This is a genomic window from Sphingobacterium haloxyli (genome assembly GCF_002980525.1).
GTDB lineage: Bacteria > Bacteroidota > Bacteroidia > Sphingobacteriales > Sphingobacteriaceae > Sphingobacterium > Sphingobacterium haloxyli.
This window is the reverse complement of the sequence record NZ_PVBQ01000001.1, coordinates 522,442-548,405: the sequence shown is the minus strand read 5'-3', so window position 1 is coordinate 548,405 and position 25,964 is coordinate 522,442. Positions and strand designations below refer to the sequence as shown.

Below are 25,964 nucleotides of genomic sequence, written 5' to 3'. Positions count from 1 at the left end.
CGGGCCTTTCTCTTTCGAAAAAAGCCCGTTGCCTTATTATACAGAAAATTGAAAATTGGAAACGCTAATAATAACGGAATTGCTTGACTCCCGCTAGGTGTCGGGCGAGACGCATAACTTGGTTTACATAGCCATACTCATTGTCGTACCAGACATAGATCACAATATTTTTGCCATTAGAAGATACAATCGTGGCTGGCGCGTCGACTACAGCAGCTGCGGTAGTGCCCACAATGTCGACGGATACTAATTCCGGATTATTTTCATATTTGATCTGCTCGACCAGTGGCCCTTCCAATGCTGCGTTTAACAGGATATTATGAATACGCTCGGTGGTGCACGCTTGTTGGACTTCCAATTGTAATATAGCGAGCGAGCCATTTGGAATCGGTACCCGGACCGCATTAGACGTCAACTTGCCAGCAAGTGAGGGCAATACTTTTGATACAGCAGTACCCGCCCCGGTTTCTGTAATAACCATATTCAAAGCTGCGGCACGTCCTCGACGATATTTTTTATGAATATTGTCAACGAGATTCTGATCATTCGTGTAGGCATGTATGGTTTCTACGTGACCGGTGGTTATACCTAATTCTTTATCAATGACAGCCAAAACAGGTGAAATTGCATTTGTCGTACAGGAGGCTGCGGAACATATGGTGGTTTCGCCCGACGAGACCTCACTTTCATTGATACCGTAGACAATATTGGGTACACCTTTTCCCGGAGCCGTTAGCAGCACGTGGCCGACTCCTGTCGCTTCTAAATGACGTTCCAATTCCCGTTGCTCCCGAAAAGCTCCTGTGTTGTCTATAACGAGTGCATTTTGGATGCCATAAGCGGTATAGTCGATATCCTCCGGTGCACCGGCAGACAGCACATAGACCGTGATGCCGTTGATTACAAGTGCATTCTTTTCATTATCGATGTCCACAGTGCCTTCGAAATCGCCGTGAATGGAATCCCGTTTTAACAAATTCGCGCGTTTCGTTAAGCTGGCTGTGTCTATTTTTTCGCGTACCACAATAGCGCGAAGTCGGAGCTGTTTGCCGTCTCCGGTGGTATTTATGAGTTCTCTAGCCAGTAATCGTCCGATTCGCCCAAAGCCATACAGCACGACATCCTTTGCCGGGAAAGGCCGGTGTCGTATAGCAGAGGCTAGTCGCTTGCGGACAAATAGGTAGATTGAGTCTTCGCTGCCTCGTTGCTTTCGAAAATCCATCGTTAGCGTTCCCAAGTCAATAGTGGCCGGGGGAAGCTCCATTTCTTGAATAACCTCCGCTACTTCCAATACCTCGGATACACCCAGTTTTGTACCTGTTAAAATGGAGTTATGACTGTGTAGATGGAGAAGCGAGCTAGGGCGTTGGTGGAGGATCTTATTTCGGAATAAGACAAGTTCAACGCCTTGATTGATCCAGAGGTCGCTGACGATTTCAGCGAGACGAGCAGCTGCATTCTGCTGTTGTTGGTAACTTTTGATTTCCTGCTCAAAAGTAGTGAATGGTACCATAATTTATTGTTATAGATGATTACGGTACAAACATATTAAATGTTCTATATAAAGCGAGATAAATTTGAAAAATTGGCAAAAATATAATGTTTGTTGCTTGCTGTTTTTGCAATTCCATAAAAATTGTCTTAAAATTTAATGATTTGTAAATTTTGTGCCGTATTACGGACCATCATGGAATAATAAACAGTTCCGATGCAATATAATCTGCCATTAGCTTGCCTTTCGCAGTCAATTTTAAAAAGCGTCCTTGTACGCTCTCAACATGCTGCTGTTCGATAAAAGGAGCAATTTGCGTTTGGAGCTGTTGCGCCACTTCGTTGCTAAAATCATGTATGATTTTGTCCAAGTCTATACCCCACATCGTTCGTAAGGATGTCATGACGTATTCGTTAAATTGATCTTCGCGAGATAGATTCTCTGTTTCATAAATAGGCTTTTCCAGGTTTATACCTTCGGTATAGCGCGCATTGTTTGCTACGTTCCAACTTCTGGATTTTCCGTTAAATGAGTGTGCTGAGGGGCCGATACCGAGATAATGTCTACCCTGCCAATAAGCGGTATTGTGTTTGGCATATTGGCCATTTTTGGCAAAGTTTGCTATTTCATAATGCTCAAAACCGTTTCTAGTTAGGGTATCAATAAGCATGCTCATTTGCTCGGCACTCTGTGCTTCTTGCATGGGAGGGGTTTTTCCCTGCCGGATAAAATGGGCAAGAGCTGTTTTCTGCTCTACCGTCATGGCATAGGAAGAGATATGTGGGATATCAAAGCTCAGCAGTTTTTGTATGTTATTTGTCCATTTAATATCCGTAAGCAACGGATAGCCGTAAATAAGATCGGCAGTGATATTTTCAAACCCAGCATCTTGTACCCGCTTAATGGAGGCCTCGGCCTCAGTGGCATTGTGGGCACGGTTCATCCAGCGTAAATCTTCCTCGTAAAAGGATTGTATCCCGATGCTGAAACGGTTGATGGGCGTGCGTCGAAGGGCCTGTACCTTTGCCTTGTCCAGATCGTCGGGATTCGCTTCTAAGGTTATTTCGGCATCGTTTGCAATATCGAAATGTGCTGCGACTTGGTTTATAAGACGTTCAATTTCGTCAGCTGTAAGCAAAGACGGTGTGCCTCCTCCAAAATAAATCGATGGCATGATTTTGTCTGTGAGGTAACGTGCACGTAACATTACTTCCTTTTCTAATGCCCGGAGTAACTCATCTTTATATTTCAGTGATGTGCTGAAATGAAAGTCGCAATAATGGCAGGCATGCTTACAAAAAGGAATATGGAAGTAAATCATGCTGCAAATTTACGCAAATTCTTGTTTGCATTGATTTCAGCATGTTGATCCGTTTACGCCCGTATTCATATGCCGTGTTCTTGTGTTTTTTGTTAATAATTTATTAACATGCTCTTAATCTTGCGTACCTAGCTTTGCCCCCGTTGGATCACAGAATATTCTGTATACAGGTGTATATTATGAGAGAAATGAAAACAGTTACTTCGTCGTTCTATCGTCGATCGAGCCGCACTGGCCGGGCATTTTTACTTTTGATAGGACTTGGGTTTACACCCGAATTAACGCACTCTTTTACCGGAATGGAAAAAGAGCATGTATGGTTGGATCAAGAAAAAATAGCTGTTGCAGGAGCTGTATTGGATGATAATACAAGGTCGCCACTGGTCGGTGTGACCGTTCTTGAGGAAGGACGCGTGTTAGGATCGACCGATAACCAAGGACGCTTTAATGTACAGGTAACGCCTGGAAAAGACGTTACTTTCCAGAGTGTGGGTTATCAAACATTGACTCGGGATTGGACCGAAGCGACGACGAATGCAACCGTTGCATTGCATGCAACGGATCAACAAATTTCTGAGGTAGTGGTTACCGCCTTGGGGATCAAGCGAGAGGAGAAATCGCTGGGCTATGCCGTGACGCAAATTAGCGGAGAGCAAATGACGGAAGCCACACCAAGCAACTGGGTGGATGCCATGAAAGGTAAGGTAGCCGGTCTGAATATCACACAAGCAAGCTCTGGGCCTCTAAATACGGCACGTATCAACCTACGTGGAGACCGATCTTTAGACCCGACGAAAAATGAAGCCTTAATTGTCGTCGACGGGGTACCGATGGTGAACGGTCGGTTTAGCTCTGGGGTGACAGATGCTTATGGTGCGGGATCTACCGGACCAGATAAAGATGTTCCGGTGGATTTCGGAAATGGCTTAGGTGATATCAATCCGGATGATATTGAATCGATATCTGTATTAAAAGGGGCGGCGGCGACCGCTCTTTACGGTAGCCGGGCCGGAAATGGCGCTTTGATCATTACCACCAAGTCTGGCAAACGGAATGCACAGGGAATCGGTGTTACGGTCAATTCAAACAGCAGTTTTCAAAATGTGCTCAAATGGCCAGATTTTCAATATGAATACGGACAAGGGAACTTAAACCGCAATGCTGATGGAGATCAATATTACTCCTATCAACTGAGCGACGACGGGGCACATACAGGAGGAACTTCTAGTGCTTGGGGACCGAAATTCGATGGACAGGAATACTTTCAGTACGATCCCGCGACTGAGGGGCAGGGATCCGTCCGGACGCCTTGGCGACCGTATAAAGATGGTGTCAAAGGTTTTTTCCGTACAGGCGCGACATTTATGAACAGTGTGGCTTTTGATGGTGGAAACGACAACTTCACCTCAAGGGCATCCTTAACACACACTAAGAATGAATGGATTATGCCAAACACGGGATTCGAACGTATTGTGGCTTCTTTGAATAGTTCGGCGAATTTAAGCGATAAACTGAAAATCAATTTTAAAGCGAATTATACGAATAAAAGCAGCGATAACCTCCCCGGAACGGGCTATAACAATCAGTCGATCGCTTATTTCATGATCTTTCAGAATCCGAGCATTGATTTAAACTGGTATCGCCCGATGTGGAAAGCGGGAAGAGAGAACATCGAGCAAATACATCCTTTTAGTTCGTATATTGAAAACCCCTTTGTTATTGCACATGAAATGACGAATAGCTTAGCCAGCCATGGCCTTGACGGAATGTTGCAGGGAGCATACACATTCAATCCGAACTGGGAGCTGATGATCCGTTCAGGTATAAATATGCGTTCTGATGCCCGGGCACAACGTCGCCCTTATGATACGGCCAACTTTCCAAAAGGGTATTATAAAGAACAGGATTTATTTTACATCGAATCCAATACGGACGCATTATTAACGTATAATAATAATCTGAACGAAGATTTCAGTATCCGTGCTTCAGTAGGGGGAAACGTGATGAAGCGTAATATGAAGGAGAGTGCAGGAGTAGCCAGAGGCCTGACATCTCCCGGTATTTATAAGTTGAGTAATGCGCTGACCAATGCGATGGCTGAAAATTATTTGACGAAAAAGGAAATACAGAGCGTATTCGGATTGGTGAACTTGTCATGGCAAGATAGAATCTTTTTGGATCTGACGGCTCGTAACGATTGGTCGTCTACCTTGCCTTCGAATAATAGATCATATTTCTATCCATCAGTGAGTAGTAGTTTTGTGTTGAGCGAATTGATGCCGATGCCAGAAGCGATATCTTTTGCTAAGTTACGTCTGTCCTGGGCGCAGGTAGGAACTGATGCTGATCCATATAAAACAATTAAATATTTTGAAACGTCTCAATTTCCAGGTTCAGTGGGAGCACCATCGGAACTGCATAACGCCGCATTGAAACCGGAAATATCGACATCAACAGAAGCTGGTCTAAATTTCGCATTTCTGAACAATCGTTTGACGGCAGATGTGAATTTTTACTATAACCGCTCGCGAAACCAAGTGCTACGGGTGCCGCTTGATGTGACGACAGGATATAGCTTTGCGTGGATCAATGGTGGATTAATCCGGAACCAGGGCTGGGAGTTAAGTTTGTCTGGAACGCCTGTTAGAAATGACGACTTCCAGTGGACAACGACCGTAAACTGGTCCACAAACGACAATAGAGTTTTGGAACTTACGGAGGGCGTAGAGACACCCTACCAAATTATTTCGACCAGCGGTAATGGTGTTGCTGAGCTTAGAGCAGTGGTTGGCGGGTCAACCGGCGATCTATGGGGGTATGGCCTTGTCCGTAATGAAAATGGAGATGTTCTATACGACGGAGAGACCGGCTTGGCTGTGATGCCAGCTGATAAAGTGAATATCGGCAATGTTTATGCCGACTGGCGGGGAGGGTTTTATAACGAATTTCGCTATAAGAATTTTTCGTTAAGTGCACTTCTGGATGGGCAATATGGCGGTATCGTGTATTCACAATCGCATCATAAAATGACCGAACAAGGAAAGTTAGGACATACCTTAAAGGGCCGTGAGACAGGAACGATAGTAGGCGAAGGTGTGGTGGACAACGGTGACGGCACCTATAGCCCGAATACTACAGCCACGCCAATTAATACGTGGTACGGTGACTATTACCGCAGAGCCAATCTGGAGACAAATAGTTTTGATGCATCGTACCTGAAATTACGGGAGGTCCGCTTGGAGTTCGGTCTGCCAAAAGCACTAGTATCCCGCTGGAAAATGAATAGTGCATCTGTGGCATTCTTTGGACGTGACTTGTTTATGTGGTCTGATTTTCCGATGTATGATCCGGAGACCGCAGCGTTAAACGGCGCGACCATTATGCCGGGTATAGAAATGGGACAAATGCCAAGTACAAGAACCTTTGGTATCAATCTTAGAGCTAACTTTTAAAAAGAACAAAAATGAAAATCAAACATATTAGTGCGGCGATATTGTTTACAACCGCAATTGGGCTGGGCGGGTGTACCAAACATTTTGATGAGTTAAATACAGACCCCAATAGAGTTGAAACGGCTAGTCCTGGGACGTTACTGACGCCTACGATTTATGGGATGTCCACTTATTTTACAGTGCGAAGTAATGGGTTTACTTGGGAAATTATGCAGACTGGCTTGTCCAACCCGAGCGCAGCAAATGGGGTACACCGCTATTATTTCACAGAGACTTCCGGTGATGGCACTTGGAATACCTGTTACCGCTATTTACGCAATGTACGGGAGATGGAAGCGGCGGCAATCGCTTCCAATAGTCCGGTATACGCCGCGGTGGCAACGACGCTCAAAGCATATATCGTTGGAATCTTAACGGACAGCTTTGGTGATGTGCCCTTTTCAGAGGCGTTGCAGGCGGAAGAAGGCGTCGAGCAGCCAAAATTTGATACGCAGGAACAAATTTACGCGGATATGATCACCGCTTTAGAAGAAGCAAACACGCTGTATACTGAAGATTCTAATATGGATGGTGCGGATCTGTTGTACAACAACAAGAAAGACTTATGGCGTAAGTTTAATAACTCACTATTGTTACGTTTTTATCTGCGTCAGTCCAAACGTATAAATGCGCCCGAGAAGATCAAAGCGATTTTAGATAGCCCTACGGAATATCCGATTTTTACCTCGAATGACGAAGGAGCGTTTGTGGAGATCACCGGATTGGCCCCTTATGATTATGCTTGGGGAAGAAGGCAAGATTATGTAAACTTTACTGCGATGGCTGAGTTCTTCGTTGAGAACCTGAATGAACTGAATGATCCACGTCGTCCGTTTATCATGACAGAAGCGTCTGAATTGGTGGATGGGAAACTTGTTAAAATAGGCTATAAAGGCATTCCTGCCGGACACTCGGGCGACTTATCTGCCTATAAGTTTAATCCCAGCACGCCAAATGGTGATTTGATGTTCCCAGAGTCGGTGGGTACACCGATTAAGGAAATTTTGATGCCGTATTCGGAGGTGGAATTTATAAAGGCGGAGGTATATCTGGAATTGGGCATGCTGGAAGAGGCGGAGACGGCTTACGAAGCCGGTGTAAAAGCATCCATTGAGCAGTATGGTGCTGTGGTTCCTGCAGACTATTTTGATAATGAGGCCGCTAAATTTGATGGTACACTCGAACGGATCATGTTCCAGAAGTATATCGGATTGTTTATGGTAGATTACCAGCAATGGTTCGAATATCGTCGCACAGGTTATCCGGAGTTGCCAACAACGCCATATATGTTTCATAATGGCGTGATGCCTAGTCGTTTTATGTATAAAAACGAGGTTCGTCGTTTCAATCCGGAAAATTATGCGAAAGCGGTTGAACAAATGGGAGCAGACGACTTTCACACGAAGGTGTGGTGGGAAAAATAATCCCGATAGGATTCGCTTATAAACAAGAAGGCGTAGCGATCAGGATGGTCGCTACGCCTTCTTGTTTCCTTATTTGACCCAACTATTATCCGCCGATTCAATATCTGCCAATCGTAACGATGGATCTAGTTGCACTTTAACCGGCCTCTTATTTGTCTGCACAGTATAACTTGGTTTGGTCCAGAACCAATCTTCCAATACGGTGCGCTGCACGCCCTTGTATATAGAAAAAAGTTCTGCTGGTTTTTCACCACGCATTTCACGTAAGGGTATATAGAAGAGCTCGCTGCTGCCGTCTTCGTATTCTACCAGGAGGTCGATAGGCATGGCAAGGTTAGACTTGTTAACCAGTGTGATATCGTTGTTACCTACCTTTTCGATGGCATAGTCGATGGTACGAGTAGTATTGATAAATAGGTTAAAGTACCATTTCAGATTGATACCCGATACCTCCTCGGCGACACGTTTAAAGTCGTTGGCGGTCGGATGTTTGAATTTCCATAATTCGTAAAACTTCAAAAACGTTTGATCCAAGTTTTGTTGGCCAATAATATAGCCTAATTGTTGAGCAAGCACTTGCCCTTTGTTGTAGGCTGCTTGGCTGTACGCATAGTTAGTGTCGTAATAGTCGGCTAGCAGACTCATGGGCTCTTCCTTGCCGGATAAAGCCAGTTTGTAGTATGCTCGATAAGCATTGATCACTGGATTCGTGTCTAACTGGCCTCTTTTTTCGAACAAACTTTGGAAAGCTAACTCTTCAACATAGCTTGTAAAGCCTTCGTCAAACCACTCATCTACCGTTTCATTGATACCAAATAGGTGTTGGTACCAGGAGTGGGCCGCTTCATGAAAAATAACACCGACTAAGCTTTGAATACTGCGCCCCCCTGTGACCAGGGTTGCCGTGCCATATTCCATACCCCCATCGCCGCCTTGCACAATGGTATAGGTGGGCCACGGATATGCTCCAAAGCGGTCGGCACAAAAATCAAAAAACTCTGCGGCTAGCCCTTGCGCAATTTTCCAATTCTCTCTCACCTGTTTGTTCGTTGGCAGATAAACGGTATATACCGTCACTCCCCCCTTACTTTTGGTCGAATCGACGACAAATTTTGGGTCGGCCGCCCACGCGAAATCATGGATGTTTTCGGCCTTGAAATGCCAAGTAGCTTTCCCATTAGCAGAAATTATTTTGGCTTTTTTGTCATACCCTTTTACTTCCGACGGATTTTGTAGAACGCCGGAGCTTCCTACGACATAATCTTTATGCAAGTTTAGGGTAACATCAAAATTGCCGAAAGGAGCGATAAATTCACGCGCTACATATTCATCTAAATGCCATCCAAACTCATCAAAGTGCGCCATCTTAGGGTACCATTGTGTCATTGATAAAGCAACGCCCTCCTTGGAATTTCGACCGCTACGGCGTATCTGTTCAGGGATTTGTGCTTCCCAGCTCATGTCGAATGTTGCCGTTTCTCCGCTTTGAATCTCGTTCGGCAGGGTGACTTCCAGTATGGTGCCATCAACTTGAAACGATGTTGGCTGCCCATTCATCGTGAGTGAGTGTATGTGCTGATAACCGATTTGTTCCGGCGTCAATGTGGCAATCCGACTTTGGAACTTCGGATTTGCTGCTGTGCCGATGTTGGTCGTCATCCGCGAATCAGGGTCAGCAATGGTCGATAATCGATAATCCATCATACTTCCCGGCTGGAATGCGTTGAAATATAGATGGAAGTACACCTTTTCAAGCGCTTGATTGGAATTGTTGGTATATTTCAGTGCCATTTTTCCTCGATACTTATAGCTCGTTTCGTCGACATCAATATCCATTTTGTAATCGACTGCTTGCTGCCAGTATCCTGCCCGTTGTGCAAATAAAATGCTATGGGAAAGTAGTAAAAAAGATAAAAGTAGTTTTGTTTTCATTACATATAATAATATTCGACGCCCTCTTGCTTTATCGTGTGGACGAGTGCATTAAGGTCATCGGCTTTTTCAAATAATTTATTACGCCAGTATCTTTTTGTTTTCTGGTCTTTCTTAAAAAAAAACATAACAAGATTGCCTCCGGATCGAGGTACGTTGCGTAGGTACTTAATATCTTCCAATAGAAAAGAATCCTCTCGCTGGTTCTGAAATCGTATCCTGATCTCTCCCTTTTGTATCTTCCATACTGAATTGTTTTTGCTCCATTTAGTGCTGCAGAAAATCAGTAAAGGCAGGCTAACCAACACGGTGAGAATCTTAACGATTTCGGATATAGGAAGTCGGGAAGCAACAGCAGTAACTATGCAGACCCCTGCCAATAGGAGCAACATGTATCGTCCGCGATGGAGCGTCGCTATATGAAAAGACTTGTCGGCCATGCGCCAAAAATAAGAAAGACCGGCCATATAGTCGTCTCTTTGGTTAAATATCACGTGTTATTTACAGATTATTCTATTTCCTCAACTTATCAAATTCCTTCGCAATTAGGACGCATATTTGAAAAAGAATTACAAAACTTTCTACCTTTGAACGGTAATAACAGGTTTGTAAGAAATACCCATCTCGCTAAATACGCGATATAACGGTTAAAACACAGCTTATACACATATGAATAATTTTGATATAAATAGAATAACCGATTTTCAGGTAGCGGAACGCTTTATGCGCTATGTTCAGATTGATACGGAGTCTGACCCCCATTCGACTTCCTTTCCTTCTACGGAAAAGCAAAAGGACCTAAGTGGGATTTTGGTATCGGAATTGCAACAAATGGGAATAACGGACGCCCATCTTGACGAATACGGTTATGTTTACGCAACTATTCCTTCGAATACCGATAAGCAGGTGCCGGTTATTTGCTTTTGTTCCCATGTGGACACTTCGCCGGACTGTTCGGGGAAAGATGTGAAACCACTCGTACATACTAACTACCAAGGTCAGGATATGGTATTGCCGGATGATCCGTCGGTTATTATTAAATATATCGAACATGGCGATTTGCAGCATCAATTAGGTCATGATATTATTACCGCCAGCGGTACGACGCTACTGGGAGCAGATGATAAAGCTGGTGTGGCAGAGATTATGGACGCCGCGCGTCTGCTGATGAGCCATCCGGAGATAAAACACGGCGAAATTAAAATATTGTTTACCCCCGACGAAGAAATTGGACAGGGTGTTGAACATGTCGACTTGGAGAAGCTGGGCGCGCAGTTTGGCTATACCATCGATGGAGAAAGGGCTGGCACCATTGAAGATGAGACGTTTTCGGCAGATGGGGTACGTGTCGTTATTCAAGGCATCTCCGTACATCCGGGCTTCGCCAAAGGAAAAATGGTGAGTGCGCTGAAGTTGGCAGCAGCGATTATCGCCGATTTGCCGAAGGACGAGTTATCGCCGGAAACAACCGCTGGAAAGGAGGGCTTTATTCATCCAACGGAGATAAGTGGGGGCGCAGACAAGGCCGAGATCAATTTTATTATCAGAGATCATAACGCAGCGAAACTGACGGAATACGAAGCTATATTACGGCGTATCGTAGAGAACGTGGTGGCACGCTATCCGGGATCAACCTACGCGTTCGATGTTAAAGAACAATATCGCAATATGAAAGAAGTCCTCGATCAGCATCCGGAGGTCATGGAGATCGGATTAGAGGCTATCAAACGCGTCGGACTTACGCCCGAACGGCGAAGTATACGAGGGGGCACGGATGGCTCCCGGCTTTCATTTATGGGACTACCTTGTCCGAATGTATTTGCGGGTGGGCATGCCTTCCACGGTAAAATGGAGTGGGTGAGCAGGCAGGATATGGAAAAAGCGGTATTGACCATTTTGCATATTGCTAGCGTATGGGAAGAAAAAACAGAAAATAGGAATTAAAGAACGAAAAAATGAACGAAGTATTAAAAAACATTCAAACAAGAAGGACGGTAAACCAGAACAGTTTTACCAACGAAGATATTGCTAAAGAGGATATCCTGACTATTTTAGAAGCAGCTAATGCTGCCCCTACACATAAACGTACACAGCCATGGCGTTTTGTGGTATTCCAAAAGGACGGATTACATCGTCTGGGCGCCGAGTTGAGCCGTATTTATAAAGAAATTACACCCGCGGAGAAATATACGGCATTGGCTGAAGAAAATATGGCAAAGAAGGCGACCATGTCCAATGTGGCAATTGCTATTATAGTAAATTACACGGGTGAACTTCCTGAGTGGGAAGAATTGGCCGCTACGGCGTGTGCAGTGCAAAATATGTGGCTGGCGGCGCACTCACTGGAGATAGGTGGTTATTGGGCTTCACCGGGGCTTATCAATCATTTGGGGTCGTTTCTGAACTTGGAAGATCATCAAAAATGCGTTGGGCTTTTCTATTTGGGACATCACAATAGTGAGCCGCGTGAGCCGGTAAGATCGCCCGTATCAGAGAAAGTACGTTGGGAAGGGTGATTTTATGTCCTTTTTTCCGTAAAAAGGACCAAAACCTCGTCGCTTCGGATATTTGAAAGAATAGATAGTGCAGGGGCAGATCTCTACAGATTCAAATATCCGGAGGCGACATTTAGAGGTTAAGGGGGGCTGAAAAAGAACCTTAAAAATTTCGGCAAGCTTTTTGAAACGGTAATCTAAAAAATAGTTTATATGAAAAGATTATTTTACATGGTAGTGGCGGTATTAGGGCTTTCAGCTTGTACATCGCCCAATAACTCGCAATCGAATTCGGAAGAATTAAAAGACTCGTTGGAAGACCAAATGGTGTCGAGGCCATTGGAGATGCAAAATCCCGATCCGGCACATAATTCCCAAAACTCCGTGGATTGGGCGGGAACCTACGAGGCAACTTTACCGTGCGCAGATTGTCCGGGTATTAAAACAGTACTGGTTCTCCGTGAAGATGAAACGTTTGAAATGGATAGAGAATATTTGGAAAGAGATGGGAAGTTTGAAGACAAAGGAACATTTCAGTGGCAAAACAACGGTTCTGTCGTGCATTTGAAGGGAGAAGATACAGATATTAAGCTTAAAGTGGGCGAGCATGTTCTGTTCCAGTTAGATCAAGAAGGTAACGAAATTACAGGCGATTTAGCGGAACATTACAGATATAAAAAACAGATGTGATAAATGTCAAATTTATAAAGGAAGAGCCTGCATACGTTGCGGGCTTTTCTTTTATTGGTTATGTTTGTCCCCAATCGAATAAATATGCAAACAAACGCACAGAACCCGCAACTGACATCGGCCATATTATGGTTGATGGCCGTTTTGTCTGGTCTGGTGGTTGCCAATAACTATTACAACCAGCCTCTTTTGGGTTTAATCGCGGCGGACTTCCAGGTAACCGAAAGTACCGTGAGTAAAATTGCTGTGCTCACCCAGATAGGATACGCTTTTGGATTACTATTCATCGTGCCGTTGGGAGATAAATTATGGCGAAAGAGATTGATTCTCGTAGATTTAGCGCTCGTTATTCTGGCATTGCTGTTTATGGCCTTTGCTCAACAATTAATGGGGCTTTTTATTGCTAGCTTCTTTATCGGAGTTACCTCCGTTATTCCGCAGCTATTTGTGCCGATGGCTGCAGAGCTTTCCAGCCCGGAGGAAAAATCGATCAACATTGGTATGGTCATGTCCGGATTGCTAATCGGGATATTGTTGTCCCGCTTTTTCAGCGGTGTGGTCGGGGAGCTATGGGGCTGGCGGACGATGTTTGAAATCGCAGCTGGGATGATGATACTTGCTTGGGTGTTGGTTTACCGCTATTTGCCGGAACTACGTCCAAATTTTAAAGGGTCATATGGCTCGTTGATGCGATCAGTATGGCAGTTGGCGAAAACCCAGCCCGTCCTGCAGCTAGCGTCATTCCGGGGAGCAATGGGTTTTGGGGCCATGTCAGCAGTTTTTACGACACTTGTTTTTCATATGGAGGGGGATCCCTTTAACGCGGGTTCATCCGTCGTAGGTGGGTTCGGTTTGATCGGTGCAGTAGGGGCGTTGGCAGCAGCTTTTGTGGGAAGGTTAGTGCAACGGTTTACCCGATATCAATTGATTTATTACGCGCTATTAATTTTATTGCTGAGCTGGGTGTTTATCTTTTTCGGGGGATATACGTATTGGGGTTTAATAGTAGGTATCATTTTGATTGATCTGGGATTGCAGAGCTCCCATATCATGAATCAATCCGATTTTTTTGCTTTACCTACCAAGGCTACTAATCGGTTGAATACGGTTTACATGGTCAGCTATTTTATTGGAGGATCGTTAGGAACTTATCTAGGTGCTGTAGGTTGGCAGTATGCTGGTTGGCCGGGTGTCTGTTTCGTTGGTACGGTCTTCAGCGTTTTAGCATTTAGTGCACATGTTTTGTTAGGACGAGTTTTTTTAATGAAAAATAAGTAAATTGCACCATGGGATTTGCAACGAAGAAACCAAAACGCTGGGAGCTACGTCAATTGACATGGACATTTATATCCATTGCTATGTTCATTCCTTTTCCGGTGCACATCTTCCCCTTCGTGATGTTGTCTCAAGCCAAAAAAAGTAAAATCCGTTCTTGGTACGCTATGGGAGTCGCATTATTGTTGGTCGAATTGGGACTGTTCGCTTCGTTTGTTTATTTCTTTGGGACGCTCTCGCAAGGCATGTTGTTAACGCTTGGTGGATATGTTACTTCTTATGTTGTGGGAAATGGTATGCTATTGAATCGCGTGAAACCCTATTTACAACGTTTAGAGTTGGCAGAAGTACGTCCGTTGGCGTGGATTCCGACGGCTGCTTCCCGAAACAGGTTGCAAGAGTTGCCTCAAGCGACGTTAGACACTCCGCAACTCTTTATCGAAAGGTTATTGCATTGGCGCAAAGCAATCAATAATCGGGCAATACATCAGGATATTGACAAAATAATCCACCTTTTTCATCTCTTAGAACAACGTGATAAAATCGAAGCGGAGAAATTTCTTGTTCGACATTCAACGGTGGTCAATGTGTTGATGAAGTACGACGAAATCGAAAATTCAAGGCTTAACAACCAAGTGACGATTGAATCTAAAAGGAAATTGGAAGAAGTTATTGCCAAAGCGGCGATAGCTATTGAGCAAGAGGTAACGAACCAATTTAAAGCGGGTATTTTGGATGTGTCCGCGGAGACAGATGTATATATACAGACACTAAAAAATAGAAACCTATTAAAAGATTAACTTATGGCAAATCTAGATTTGACAACATACGACGATAACGAAGAAGGTAAAAAGAGCCAAGATCTATCGGTGAATTTCTCGGATGAAGAGAAGGCTGTAATAAAGCAATATAAAGATAAAATAAACCTAACCTCGACTACTGATGTGATTCAGTATGGTGTTGGGAGCCAAACGAAGGTCAGTAATTTTTCGAACGAGATATTAAAACAAGTACGCACCAAAGATATGGGCGGAGCCGAAGATATCTTGTTGAACCTACGATCGGACATAAAATCGTTTGATGAAAACCTCAATAAAAAACCATTGATTCCCTTTTTCGATAATCTTAAGAAAAAGGTAAAGCGTATGCGTACTGAATACCAATCTGTAGAAAAAAACATTCATCAAATCGAGCTGAAACTCGAAGGACATTACAAAAACTTGGGCAAAGATGTTAATATATTCGATAAGCTTTTTGTAGAGAATCAGAATTATTTTAAAGAGCTTTCATTATATATTGCGGCAGGTGAGGAGAAGTTACAGGAAGTCCATTCGGTTACGCTGCCACAGTTGAAGGCGGAAGCTGAAGCTTCGGGTGATCAGCATAAAGTTCAAGCGTACAAAGACATGGAGCAGCACGTGGTTCGCTTTGAACGTAAAATTCACGATTTAAAACTTACGCGTATGGTGGTGCTTCAAACTGCACCACAGATCAGGTTGATACAGAATAACAGTTCCGCGTTGATGGAGAAAATCCAGTCTTCTCTTGTGAATACCATCCCACTTTGGAAAAACCAGATGGTACTGACATTGGGTATCGCTCATTCACAACGCGCGCTGGAAGCCCAAAAAGCGGTTACAGATGCTACCAATGAGTTGCTTCGACGTAATTCAGAGATGCTGAAAGAATCGACCGTCAATATCGCGAAAGAAACTGAACGTGGTATTGTCGATATAGAAACCATCAAGAAAGCTAATCAGGATATTGTCTCAACTATTGATCAGGTATTGCAGATACAACGGGAAGGTAGAGAAAAACGTAAAGTCGTTGAGCAAGAATTACTGCAGTCCGAAAATGAGCTGAAGACACATATACTGAAGTCTGCTACGGATGAGAATAACCTAATAAATTAGTGAGTTCTTTTTTTTAGAAAAAAGAACGGAAAAAATCGCCACTTCAGATATTTGAAATAGGGGATAGTACTAAGGATGGAATTCTACATTCTTCAAATATCTGGATGTGGCATTTAGTGTTAAAGAGGGGTTGTACAATACGTATGACGTGTTCCTATGTAGACACCCTAAGGCCACGGTACGTGGGCTATAACCGACATCGTATCGTTCCGCGACCAGCTTTTCGCAGGTTATTTCGAAAAGAACAAAATTTGTTTGACCGAAGGGAGTTTATTTTGTTCCGAAATAAACAAGAAAAGGTAGCGGAATTATACAAGTCGTGATCTTTTGCTTCTTTTCCATCTAGGGAAAAGAAGAAGAAAAATCAATCTTCCCATCGCTTTTTTGGAACACAAGAGATATCATGTATTTTTCGTAGTACGATAGGCCGTTGATCAAAGCGGCTTTCCAGCACGAGGGAATCCGTGTCATGGTATGCTATACGGTAGCGCGGTAGGTAGGTGCCGGTTTTATAGCAACCTGATACTTTGTACTTGCCGTTCGGTTTCGTGTAGATGCCCTCGCCTATCAAGCTATCGCCACGTATGACGTATACGCCCCTTGCATATTCCGTCCACGCGCCATCGTTATAACAGGAATCGGGAATACGTTGCATTTTAGCGTTCACCCGCATGGTGGTGTATAGGGAATCGCATATGAACTTGAATTCGTGTAGCGTGTAGTCCATCATTTGGGATTGGTAGGGGATACTATCCTGTACCCATACTCCTTGGAGGTAGTCTGCGCCTTCGGACTGCATCTCCGAATGGCGTACGCAGCTGCTGACAAAAAGAAGCATGCCTACCAATATAGATAGGCATGCGAATAGGCGATATTTTGCTGATAAAAATATAATCACTTCCTTATTTTAAGTTCCCCACCATGCCTTCTGGTTTCACCCACTCGTCAAACTGTTCTGCCGTTACATAGCCTAAAGCGATCGCTGTTTCCTTGAGGGTAGCGTTATTTTTATGGGCGGTCTGGGCAATTTCTGCTGCTTTATAATAGCCGATTTTGGTGTTAAGGGCCGTTACGAGCATCAATGAGTTATCCACAAGTTCTTGAATACGCGCATAATTAGGCTCGATACCTACGGCGCAATGCTCCTCAAAAGATACGCAAGCATCTCCGATAAGGCGTGCCGATTGTAAAAAGTTGGCTGCCATCAATGGTTTGAATACATTGAGTTCGTAGTGACCTTGTGTACCGCCTATCGTAATGGCAACATCATTTCCCATCACCTGTGCAGCAACCATCGTAAGAGCCTCACATTGTGTAGGGTTTACTTTTCCTGGCATGATGGAAGAGCCCGGTTCGTTTTCCGGAATTAAGATTTCGCCAATGCCCGAACGAGGACCCGATGCCAGCATACGGATGTCATTCGCAATTTTATTCAGTGAAACAGCGAGCTGTTTAAGGGCGCCATGTGTTTCCACAATAGCATCGTGGGCAGCTAGCGCTTCGAATTTATTCGGAGCAGTAACGAAAGGTAATCCTGTAAACTCGGCAATGTATTTTGCCACGACAACATCATAGCCATCGGGGGTATTCAATCCTGTTCCTACGGCTGTACCACCCAGGGCCAACTCTGATAGATGGGCTAAGGTATTCTTTAACGCTTTTAGTCCATAATTAAGCTGGGCAACATATCCGGAAAGTTCTTGACCGAGTGTCAGTGGTGTAGCATCCATTAAGTGGGTACGACCAATCTTGACGACATTCATAAATGCTTCAGATTTATGCTGCAGGGTATCCCGTAGTTTCTCTACGCCGGGAATCGTTACTTCCACTACGGCTTTATATGCAGCGATATGCATCCCTGTCGGGAATGTGTCATTAGAAGATTGTGATTTATTGACATCGTCGTTCGCTTTTAGGATAGGTTCACCTTCGCCAATTTTGCCACCAGCCAAAACCTGTGCACGATTAGCGACGACTTCGTTGACATTCATATTGGATTGTGTACCCGAACCTGTTTGCCAGATCACCAAAGGAAACTGGTCGTCGAGCTTACCCGCTAAGATTTCGTCACAGACAGCACCGATCGCGTCGCGTTTCTCCTTAGACAAAACACCTAACTCATGGTTAGCAAAAGCTGCCGCTTTTTTCAAATAGGCAAACCCTTCGATAATCTCTTTCGGCATAGACGCTGCCGGGCCAATCTTAAAATTGTTGCGTGAACGTTCGGTTTGTGCTCCCCAGTATTTATCCGCAGGAACCTGAACTTCACCCATGGTATCTTTTTCTATCCTAAATGACATAGTATAATGTGAAAGTTAAAAAGTTACAAAAAACAACCTGTAAATGGTTGTACGACAAAGTTAAGGAAACTTATAGGAAAAAGGAATTTTTGTTTGTGTCGTATAGGCGGTAGATTAGGATAGCGTACTGCCTAGGGAAAGTTCAGCGTATCGCTACTAAAAAATAAAGTTTGGTTTTCGAAAAATGCATATGCGTTTTGTATATTTTGCATATGCATTTCTATTAAAATGCATATGCATTTTTTAACTGTTCACTAGTTGTTTATTTATCGAGGATTGTATTTCTTTCAAAACTGACTTTTTCCAATTCTTTTTTTAGTCTTTTACTAGGGTGGAAAATCAGGCGTCGCTTCTGAACGTTCAGTTCGGAAACATCTTCTTTCTTTGCACTTCCCGTGCTGTTGACACTCATTCGAAAAGAACCTAAATTGCCCAAACGGACGATATAGCCATCTGCAATAGCACGTGGAATCTCTCTAACCAAACTTTGGAGTACGGCGTATACATCGGATTCGGTGAGCGAGCAGGAATGTGATATGTTAGCTGCTAAATCATCTAACGTCTTCTCGCCGGAGCTAATCGGACGGAGATAAAATTTCTTTGGTGCTGTCGGGTCTATATTACTTCCAATCTCGTGAACATTGAATTTAATTGCCATTATCTTGAAATAGGATTTGTTATTAGTTGTTTGTTAGTCTGCGTCTGGATTTTGTTCCGTAACTCCGTAAAGATAACGGACTGTACTCAAATTCACAAATTGTAGACAGTATAAGAAGGCATATATGAACTCATTTAACATTCGGTTCGTGAATGCAGTGCATTTTATTTAGGTTTGTGTCAGTCGAGCAATATCAAACCATGCGTACACCAATTTATTTCTTTGGATTAATACTTTTTATAGGGTTCAAGGCAGCCTGTACTTCACAGATTGAGACACCTTCTCTACTCCAGGAAGCCCGTTATTTGGCTGAAAGCCATCCCGACAGCGCTATGCGACTTATTGACGCTATTGTTGATCCGGAAGGAAGCTTAAATAAAAAGCAGTATATGCAATACCTCGTAACCCGTGTCCAGGTACGGCATAAAAATTATCGCGATATTACGGAAGATACGCTGATATTCGATGCAGCAAGGTATTTTAGACAGCATAATAAAGATTTAAAACAGACCGCCCTCGCGCTATTTTACAGCGGAAGTGTACGGCGGCAGCAAAAGCAATATGAGCCGGCTATGGTGTACTATAAAGAGGCCGAGCACTATGCTAAAAAGGCAAAGGACAACAGTTTGAGAGGGCTTGTAGAATACAATATCGGCGATCTCCTTGCCGAACAAGGGCTACATTATAAAGCTTTAGACAGATATAGAACCGCTGCCCGATATTATCAAGATGAGCTGGACAAACTGGCATATTCCTATAGTGCCATGGGACGGATGTTTTTGTTTGAGGAAGACAACGACAGTGCTTTTTATTACTTCCACCGGGGTTTGGATATAGCGAGGGAAAAGGGAAGCAAGGTGTTGCAAAGCCAGTTGGCGCAAAGTCTAGGAGTGGCATATGGAGAAGTAAAGAGATATAATGAGGCAGAAAGGTACCATCGTGAAGCTATGCAATTAACGTCTGACAGCACAGAACTGCCGCGGAATTATTTAAACTTAGCAAAGCTGTATAGTAAAATGCCACAAGCAGATTCCGCAAGTGTTTATGCCGAAAAACTGAAAGAGGGATTGGACAGGTTAAAAGATAATTATTTTCAGGCAAGTGCATGTAATTTTTTAGCGGGCTGGGAAAAGGCACAAGGGAATTACGATAGTGCATTTGCGCATCAAGATAAGCGTATGAAAGTCCTTGCTCAAATTATGGAAGATCGAGGAAATCAGTCGGTTTATGAGGTTGAGCAGAAGTACAATTATGAGCGGATACAAGCCCAACATTATCGTGCCCAATCTGTTAAACAGCGGTGGATTATTGTACTTTTAGGGATAGTCATTATTGGTGGAGTATTGTTTTTGTGGTTTTGGATTAGGCAGAAGAACAAGCAAATAGCGGTGCAGCAAAGCATGGATACCCTGACGGAGATGAACCGTGATCTGGAAAATACCGTGCTGAAAAAAAGATTGGCATTGCGCCGCGCCTTGTTATGGCGTTTTGATATCGCGAAGAAGGTTTTGAAGCTGAATGAGGGAGTGCGTATGAACCCAAAAAACACTTTGGAAAAATCTATTATTGCCCAATTTAACAACATTGTCTATGGTGAAACGACTATAGACGAGCATTGGGAAGCCCTTCTACAGACATTTAAAAATTCCCGTCCGGGCTATGCAGAAAAAATACGGGAAAACTATACCGATTTGACAGAGACGGAATTCCGTATATGTATACTCACTTATGCGGATTTTAGCGTGAAAGAGATAGCCGTTGTGTTGCAGCAAAGTCCTAATACAATTCAAACTCGCCGAACTACGCTCCGTAAAAAATTAGGATTGCATAGTGGGGGTGACATTGCTGAACATATCGACAATATCTTGAGATAGTCTTAACCGAAAGGTTACACCAGCTAACAACTAGTGTCTCAAAACCTATATTTATGATGTTTTAATGTGTTGTTAGTCAGTATTTTGTTTTTGTTCCAGAAGAAAAACCTATATCTGTCTTAAATAAACCTATATCGCTACAATTAGCCTGCTTCGGCCGGTATAAATTTGTCATTATAACCTTCAATCAAATTGCAGTGTACACTTTTTGATGTTGAATTTTGATGGCGAGATTGTTCAGAAAACGCCGTTAACGGTACTTTACAAAGCAAATTATCGAAACCCATAACAATATGATAAGATATACAAAGCTAACTTTTGATTTATACAGAAATGTAATTTTGATCTTCATGACATTATCACTGTTCGCCTGCGATAAGGATGGAAATCCACTACTTTCCGCGCTAAGTTTCAAATGTGAAATAGATGGCGTAAAGTATAAGGATCAAATGCCCTTGGTTATTCCTCCTGGTGCAAAAAGATCACCGATAATCCATCATGTTATTGATAATGATGCTAAGTATATTCATTTCTCTTCATCCCTAAAACGTGAAGAAAATCCAAAAGACGAAGGTTCTGTGAGCTTCGGCTTTAGAATCCCAATGGATAAAAACATCGTTGTTGGCAAGACATACAATTTCATTCCGATTGATGGCAAGGAAATATTAGAAGGCATAGACAACCTGATCTACTTAGAAGGAAGCCTGCCATTTGTAAGACTATTGAATGTCGATACATTTTATTATGGAAATGGTACAGTGGTATTCACTGAGTTTGATTTGGAATCTAAAAGAGCCAGAGGTAAAGTGCAAGTCACATTTCCTTCGGAACTGCAGAATACAAAAAGCGAAGTACATCTCAACGGGGAATTCTTTTGTCAGGTGCAACGGGCATATTAATGTGTAAAAAATAAGAATATGAAAACGAAAGTAAAATGAATGGTTTTAATATCACTTTATAGAATTAAATTGTTAAAAATGTTAAAGATACATGTGCCCGGGTTCATTTTGCGCTATGTTTGTGAACATTAACAATTTATTTATCAATATTTCAATTAATAACCATATACTCCTTTTGTTGCTATTATCTGTTGTTTTTACTTTGTTTGGTACACAGGCGTCCATTGCCCAGAAAAAGCTTAATTGGCATGCCAACTTCGGGGTAGGCATGACCGATATGCGGAACTTTAATACCACGTTTAACGATCTTCAGTACGGCATAAGAGAGGATGACGCGTCTATCGAATATAAGGTGAACAGTAAGCCGGATTATTTGATTAGTGCAGGGATGGGTGTTTCGGGTTCTTTTCGACGTGAAGGTATACTGGGTTGGGACGCGGGATTGAATATCCGAACAGGTGGATTCCGTGTGACTGCCAATGCTTTGGAATCAGAAGGCGAGTTGTCCGATTTTTTTCGGGAGATGCTGCCCGACTTCGGCAAAACAGAAAGCTTTCGATATTGGGCGTTGCATGTACCGTTTTCGCTCAACTATAGGCCGTTTGAAATCATTGGCTTCACGTTCGGGGGAGATTTGTATTATCAACTCTCTTCAAGTCCTACGGATGCAGACTTTCCACACGGACGGCTGGGTAGGCACATGGGTTTTTCTCCGCTAAATACCCCTAAATACCAACATCCTTTTCAGCTAGGGGGACATATAGGGATATATGCTCCTATCGGGGAGAAATTACGATTAGATGTACAGTTTGTAACCGATCTATCTCCCCGTTTGACAGTAGACCGGACAATCTCTGAATTTAAATTCCGGGAAATGGGTCTTATGTTAAACGTACAGTATAAGTTGGGGTGGTAACTACTATACATCGTATAAATGTAAGTCTCCTCATTATTTTGATGATTACTGCAGTTGATGTTATGTCGCAAACGCAGTCAATCTTCGTTTCCGACAGTCAATCTGGGGTTCCTATCGCTCATGCAAACGTGATGAACCATCGCACGGGTAAAACCTTAATGACAGATGATGCAGGTACCTGTCGTATAGTCGCAATTAACGGTGATAAGCTGTCCGTTTCCCATGTCGCCTATCAAGACACCGTATTTATTATTATTCCCAATATTACCCGTTTTGAGATCGGCTTACGACCAAGGGAATTGAGCGCAGTCGATATATATGCAGGAGAGGCTTTCAATCGTAGGGCAGCACAGGGAATCCATAACGTTCCTTTGAGATTCTTAACCTCGGTTCCCACATTCTTTGGAGAGCCGGATATTCTGAAAGCGCTTACCTTCTTGCCCGGGGTATCTGAAGGAAGAGAGGGCTATTCACATCTTTTTGTTCGCGGTGGTGATCAGGATCAAAATCAAATTCTATTCGACGGAGCCACGATGTTCAACGTGAACCATTTCGGAGGTTTTATATCCATGTTTCATCCGGAGATGATCGGTGGAGTGGATTTTTATAAAAGCTATTGGCCGTCAAGATATGGGGGCCGACTTTCATCTGTCCTGGACATACGAACGGCAGAAGGTAATTACAAGGAGCATCGCCAAACCATTCAATTAGGGCTCATCGCGCCTAAAATAAGCGCGAGCGGCCCACTTTGGAAAGACCGGGTGAGTTATCATGTTGGAGCTCGCAGAACAATTATAGATATGGTCACTGGACCGATTGCGCGAAAGATAAGAAGCGGTAAACGTGACGGCGATATCGGTAACCTCGTCACGCAGGACATGAACCTTCGCATCGATGGGCGTATTGCTAGCAACCAGCACGTTTCTTTGAGTGCATTGCACAGCCGGGATCGGCATTCACTTTTGGAAAACTATCCGCGATACGATCAGTTTGTGGAAGACCAGTATGGAATCAAAAACGAAGTAGTTACACTCAATTACCGATTGGAGGCGGGATTGTATACGTCACTTTCTGCGCATGCGAGCTATTCGGGCTACCGACACTATTATCAAGATTTTTCACGCCGTCAGGATATCTCTTACACCGATGGGACAACGGATCAAAACAATCTTGTATCGTCGCGACACTCCGGGAATAGCATGCGTTCGATGAAACTGAATGTTCATGGAAAATCGCGTCTGCACGATCGTTGGGAACTACAATATGGTGTGGAGCGGGAATGGTTAGATTATAACATCTACCTCAACCGCGAGGAAGCGGTAAATGGAAGTGTAGTGAATACGTTTGACGGGAAAATAGGAGGGAATGGTATTACGAACACGGCGCTATCGGCAGACCTTTATCATCGTCTGAGCGATAGATTGGATATCAATACGGGTTTAAGGCTATCACGCTATATATCGGGGAAATACGATCGGTGGCTACCGGAGCCTAAAATTTTGGCGACGTTTATGTTGGATGAAAATGCAACGGTGAATGCAGCATTCAATCTCCAACGGCAGCATACGGCGATGCTTGGTTTTACTGATGATATGGGGCGTTTTCGCGAATTCTATGTGACTAGTGAACACGATATCCCGCCATCGGTATCGAGACAGTGGTCTGTAGGTTATTTTCGTAATACTAGCGGTCTGTTAGATAACTTTTCTGTAGAACTGTTTTACAAGAAGCAGTCGGATGTTGTGAAGTATGTGCCCTCGGTAGATTTCGATCGGGATGTTCTCGAATATCATGACTATCTGCATCGTAAGGGCTTGGCTCGTGTATACGGTGCGGAATTCCTTTTACAGAAGACAACGGGAGCTTTACACGGCTCGTTATCGTATACTTATGCGCGCTCACGCTCTTCTTTTTCTACGCTTAATAACGGGCAGTGGTTTAACGCGGATTTCGATTTTAGGCATAGCGCCAATATCCTATTAATGTATCGTTTTGGAAAAGGCTACCGTTTGTCCGGACATTGGACGTACAAAACAGGACGTCCCTTCACGATGCCGAGTAGTGAAGTAGCATCAGATGATCGGCGTTCACGTTTTCAGGTAATTACGGATATAAACAACATGCGTATGCCTGCGTTTCACCGATTGGATTTAAACATCGAACGCAGGTGGATATCGAAGAAAGGACGTAAAAACTGGTTTGGTATGGGGGTATATAACCTTTATAACCGGGTGAATCCTTTCTTTGCTCAACCGGATGACGATCCGGGAAAACTGGAGATTATAGGAATGTTTCCGCTTATCCCGTTTTTTAATATTGGATTTGAACTTTAAGGATTATGGACAGTGTTTTAAAGGTAATGGTATGGTTGATTGTAGGGACTTCTATGTTCGTATGGTTGGGCTGTTCCGATCATAAAACAAGCATTCCTATTGAATTCCCGGAATACGAGCCTCAATTGGTTGTCCAAGCAGCGGTAGGGCCAATTTCCGGGGCTGAGGCTACCATTGGATGGAGTCTTCCGTTGCATGGGCAGCCCGGTGAGGTTCCGACACATCCTAACCTTTCTGTATTCCTTCTGGAAGATGAAAGGCGTGTACAACAGTTTTCAGCACATCCTGACTCGACGGGGTATTTTTCGATATCTCCTGATCAGTTGAAATTAAATCAGGGAATGGCGTATGCGTTAGAGCTGTTATTTGAAGATACCAAAGAAAGTCTATTCTCAGAAGTAGATTATTTGCCGGCGGAACCTGTAATGAAAGACGCACAAGCATCCATTGACATAGATATTCCTGCATGGTATGAGCTATCGCTGATGCAGGCTCCCGCAGAGAAAGGCGTGGGAGCGATTTCAATTCTGCCAATCCTACTGAATGGCGCCGGCGTCCCAACAGTTAAGTCTGGCTTAGAAGCCTACTTCCGATCTCCAGAATTTCGGTATGTGGATGGTGGAAATTTGCTCCAAAGAAACGTACAGATTAGAGGCAGCCGGGAGATACGGAGTAACGAAGTGTCAACCGAACTTGGCCACAACCTGGATGTTAGGCTAGTATACCTATCGTCTGGTCTGGCGAGATTTAGGAAGGAGGTGGATGCATTGGGTTATTTTGGAGAATCAATTTACCAAACTGTCCGCCCGATCTATTCAAATATTCCTGGTGCTGTTGGTGTATTTGGAGTTTATAACGAAGCGAGTGCTACGGTACCGATAATAGATATCCCGAAAGAATAAATAGTTCTGTAACCGGTTGTGGCAGCATTAATTTCAATAGAGAATAAAT

20 protein-coding genes are annotated in these 25,964 nt (G+C 43.6%); 13 read left to right on the top strand and 7 right to left on the bottom strand.

What is annotated here, in order from left to right:
• Window positions 1–64 precede the first annotated feature (64 nt).
• Both C5745_RS01895 and hemW read right to left on the bottom strand, forming a co-directional pair.
• Entirely contained in the window at window positions 65–1,513 is a 1,449-nt protein-coding gene (locus tag C5745_RS01895; RefSeq protein WP_105715236.1) for a glyceraldehyde-3-phosphate dehydrogenase, read from the bottom strand.
• A gap of 172 nt (window positions 1,514–1,685) precedes the next feature.
• Window positions 1,686–2,813 (bottom strand): radical SAM family heme chaperone HemW, encoded by a 1,128-nt coding sequence (gene hemW, locus C5745_RS01890; protein ID WP_105715235.1) that lies wholly within the window; start codon window positions 2,811–2,813, stop codon window positions 1,686–1,688.
• Between the two features lie 179 nt (window positions 2,814–2,992).
• Here hemW and C5745_RS01885 point away from each other — a divergent pair, with 179 nt between their 5' ends.
• A complete protein-coding gene (locus C5745_RS01885) occupies window positions 2,993–6,265 on the top strand; it encodes a SusC/RagA family TonB-linked outer membrane protein (RefSeq protein WP_243403221.1) in 3,273 nt (1,090 codons plus the stop codon).
• Window positions 6,266–6,276: 11 nt separating this feature from the next.
• Complete coding sequence (locus tag C5745_RS01880; RefSeq protein WP_105715234.1) at window positions 6,277–7,728, top strand: SusD/RagB family nutrient-binding outer membrane lipoprotein; 1,452 nt, start codon at window positions 6,277–6,279, stop codon at window positions 7,726–7,728.
• A gap of 69 nt (window positions 7,729–7,797) precedes the next feature.
• Here the strand turns inward: C5745_RS01880 and C5745_RS01875 are convergent, their stop codons facing one another.
• Window positions 7,798–9,660: a M1 family metallopeptidase gene (locus tag C5745_RS01875; RefSeq protein WP_105715233.1), complete on the bottom strand. Its 1,863-nt coding sequence runs from the start codon at window positions 9,658–9,660 to the stop codon at window positions 7,798–7,800.
• On the bottom strand, window positions 9,660–10,154 hold the full coding sequence (locus tag C5745_RS01870; protein ID WP_133166270.1) for a hypothetical protein: 495 nt from the start codon (window positions 10,152–10,154) through the stop codon (window positions 9,660–9,662). Before C5745_RS01870 ends, C5745_RS01875 begins: the two co-directional genes overlap by 1 nt.
• Before the next feature lie 175 nt (window positions 10,155–10,329).
• On the opposite strand from C5745_RS01870, the gene pepT reads away from it, so the two are divergent.
• From pepT to C5745_RS01840, 6 genes are all read left to right on the top strand, one after another.
• Window positions 10,330–11,604, top strand: a complete 1,275-nt coding sequence (gene pepT / locus C5745_RS01865) for a peptidase T (protein WP_105715231.1) — start codon at window positions 10,330–10,332, stop codon at window positions 11,602–11,604.
• Between the two features lie 11 nt (window positions 11,605–11,615).
• Complete coding sequence (locus tag C5745_RS01860; RefSeq protein ID WP_105715230.1) at window positions 11,616–12,176, top strand: nitroreductase family protein; 561 nt, start codon at window positions 11,616–11,618, stop codon at window positions 12,174–12,176.
• Window positions 12,177–12,368: 192 nt separating this feature from the next.
• A complete protein-coding gene (locus C5745_RS01855) occupies window positions 12,369–12,845 on the top strand; it encodes a copper resistance protein NlpE (protein WP_105715229.1) in 477 nt (158 codons plus the stop codon).
• Window positions 12,846–12,929: 84 nt separating this feature from the next.
• A complete protein-coding gene (locus C5745_RS01850) occupies window positions 12,930–14,123 on the top strand; it encodes an MFS transporter (protein ID WP_105715228.1) in 1,194 nt (397 codons plus the stop codon).
• Between the two features lie 8 nt (window positions 14,124–14,131).
• Window positions 14,132–14,920 (top strand): hypothetical protein, encoded by a 789-nt coding sequence (locus C5745_RS01845; RefSeq protein WP_105715227.1) that lies wholly within the window; start codon window positions 14,132–14,134, stop codon window positions 14,918–14,920.
• 3 nt (window positions 14,921–14,923) lie between these two features.
• Complete coding sequence (locus C5745_RS01840) at window positions 14,924–16,033, top strand: toxic anion resistance protein (protein ID WP_105715226.1); 1,110 nt, start codon at window positions 14,924–14,926, stop codon at window positions 16,031–16,033.
• 364 nt (window positions 16,034–16,397) lie between these two features.
• Here the strand turns inward: C5745_RS01840 and C5745_RS01835 are convergent, their stop codons facing one another.
• From C5745_RS01835 to C5745_RS01825, 3 genes are all read right to left on the bottom strand, one after another.
• Entirely contained in the window at window positions 16,398–16,931 is a 534-nt protein-coding gene (locus C5745_RS01835) for a fumarate hydratase (protein ID WP_105715225.1), read from the bottom strand.
• 4 nt (window positions 16,932–16,935) lie between these two features.
• Window positions 16,936–18,333, bottom strand: coding sequence for a class II fumarate hydratase (gene fumC, locus C5745_RS01830; RefSeq protein WP_105715224.1), 1,398 nt, complete (start codon window positions 18,331–18,333; stop codon window positions 16,936–16,938).
• Between the two features lie 262 nt (window positions 18,334–18,595).
• A complete protein-coding gene (locus C5745_RS01825; RefSeq protein ID WP_105715223.1) occupies window positions 18,596–18,991 on the bottom strand; it encodes an HU family DNA-binding protein in 396 nt (131 codons plus the stop codon).
• 200 nt (window positions 18,992–19,191) lie between these two features.
• Between C5745_RS01825 and C5745_RS01820 the strand changes: the two genes are divergently transcribed.
• The 5 genes from C5745_RS01820 (at window position 19,192) to C5745_RS01800 (ending at window position 25,915) form a co-directional block, all read left to right on the top strand.
• Complete coding sequence (locus C5745_RS01820) at window positions 19,192–20,865, top strand: tetratricopeptide repeat protein (RefSeq protein ID WP_165792991.1); 1,674 nt, start codon at window positions 19,192–19,194, stop codon at window positions 20,863–20,865.
• A 350-nt stretch (window positions 20,866–21,215) separates the two neighbouring features.
• Window positions 21,216–21,764, top strand: coding sequence for a hypothetical protein (locus C5745_RS01815; protein ID WP_133166269.1), 549 nt, complete (start codon window positions 21,216–21,218; stop codon window positions 21,762–21,764).
• Between the two features lie 175 nt (window positions 21,765–21,939).
• Window positions 21,940–22,680: a hypothetical protein gene (locus C5745_RS01810; RefSeq protein ID WP_207795686.1), complete on the top strand. Its 741-nt coding sequence runs from the start codon at window positions 21,940–21,942 to the stop codon at window positions 22,678–22,680.
• A 41-nt stretch (window positions 22,681–22,721) separates the two neighbouring features.
• Window positions 22,722–25,013, top strand: a complete 2,292-nt coding sequence (locus tag C5745_RS01805) for a TonB-dependent receptor plug domain-containing protein (RefSeq protein ID WP_105715219.1) — start codon at window positions 22,722–22,724, stop codon at window positions 25,011–25,013.
• Window positions 25,014–25,018: 5 nt separating this feature from the next.
• Window positions 25,019–25,915: a DUF4249 domain-containing protein gene (locus C5745_RS01800; protein WP_105715218.1), complete on the top strand. Its 897-nt coding sequence runs from the start codon at window positions 25,019–25,021 to the stop codon at window positions 25,913–25,915.
• Window positions 25,916–25,964: the final 49 nt, after the last annotated feature.